Annotated in this window: 2 protein-coding genes and 1 pseudogene; all 3 read right to left on the bottom strand. The window is 72.4% G+C overall.

From position 1 onward, the window contains the following. Nucleotides 1–431: pseudogene (locus DM816_RS41955) on the bottom strand (MFS transporter); the annotation flags it as partial. Next, nucleotides 428–985, bottom strand: a complete 558-nt coding sequence (locus tag DM816_RS41950; RefSeq protein ID WP_117215949.1) for a helix-turn-helix domain-containing protein — start codon at nucleotides 983–985, stop codon at nucleotides 428–430. The pseudogene DM816_RS41955 and the gene DM816_RS41950, both read right to left, overlap by 4 nt. Nucleotides 986–994: 9 nt before the next feature. Continuing rightward, nucleotides 995–1,219, bottom strand: a 225-nt coding sequence (locus DM816_RS41945) for a DUF1684 domain-containing protein (RefSeq protein WP_117215948.1), incomplete at its 5' end; no start/stop codon positions are given.

Here is a 1,219-nt window from a genome sequence, read left to right as displayed (position 1 = left end):
CGGCTGACCCCGTCGCTCAGTGCGGCCGCGCGGGTGCTGTCCACGCCGCAGGCCTTGGCGGTGCGCGGGAACAGCACCCGCTTGCTCAGGTCGCCGCAGCCGCGCAGCGTCCCGGTGACCGCGACGAGGGCGACCAGCCCAGCGAAGCTCAGGCCGGTGGCGTGCAGGGCGGGGATCGCGGCCACCGCCACGGCGCTGGCGGTGTCGGCGATGAGGCTGGCGCGGCGGTGCCCGATGCGGTCCAGCAGCGGCCCGCCCAGCGCGCACGCCAGCACGTACGGCGCCATCTCGGCGAAGGCCACGACACCGGTCTTGGCGGCGCTGCCTGTCGTGGCCAGCACGAACCACGGCAGCGCGATCACGCTCATCCGGCTGCCGATCAGCGAGACGGCCTGCGCGGCCAGCAGCGCGTGGAATCCGCGGCGGGTCATGGCTGCGGGAACGGCATGATCTGGAACTGCAGCACGACCTTGTCCCCGTCGCCGGGCTCGGATTCGTCGTCGCGGCGGTACCGGGCGGCCAGCGCGAACAGCTCGTCGTGCAGGCGCCGGCCCTCCTCGGGGGTCAGGCGCAGCCGGAAGTCCGACAGCGTCGCCGCGCCGTGCCACTGCGGCGGCAGCGAGGCGCGCTCGTTGAGCCACCGGTCGACGCGCTCGGCGTATTGGGCGGCGACCGCGCGCATGTAGGCCTCCGACTCGCCCGGGGCCTCCTCGATCGCGTCACTGTCCAGAATGGTCGTCCGGTGGGCTGCCTTCCACCAGCGTTCGCGGGCGTCGCGGGGCGAGTCGGGGTCTTCGACGACGAATCCGTACTGCGCCAGCTGCCGCAGGTGGTAGCTGGTCATGCCGGTGGACTGGCCCAGCCGCTGGGCCAGCATGGTGGCGTTGGCCGGCCCGAATTCGCGCAGCAGGCCCAGCATCCGCACACGCAGCGGGTGGGCCAGCCCGCGCAGCAGGGTCGGGTTGAGCTTCGCGGTCGCGTCCATACCGCAAAGCTATCTTTGCAAAGGTTCCTTTGGCAACTCGTAGGCGAGCTCGCCCGCGTGAATGCCGGCGCCGAGCCGGTTTTCGTGCGGCGCCAGCGGGCAGGTCCAGCGCGGCGAGTAGGCGCACGAAGGGTTGTAGGCGTAGTTGAAGTCCAGCCGCACCCGGTCGGGCCCCAGCAGCCGCACACCGCGCCCGAACGTGCCCTTGACGGTGTCGGTCAGGTACCTTCCGCC

It is taken from the genome of Allorhizocola rhizosphaerae (assembly GCF_003426775.1).
GTDB classification, from domain to species: Bacteria; Actinomycetota; Actinomycetes; order Mycobacteriales; family Micromonosporaceae; genus Allorhizocola; species Allorhizocola rhizosphaerae.
Note: the sequence above shows the minus strand (reverse complement) of the source record. Positions and strands in the feature narration are given on the sequence as shown.

Bases quoted from the DNA above. Each gene is read 5' to 3' on its own strand.
- DM816_RS41950 (WP_117215949.1), bottom strand. From the start codon at position 985: ATGGACGCGACCGCGAAGCTCAACCCGACCCTGCTGCGCGGGCTGGCC.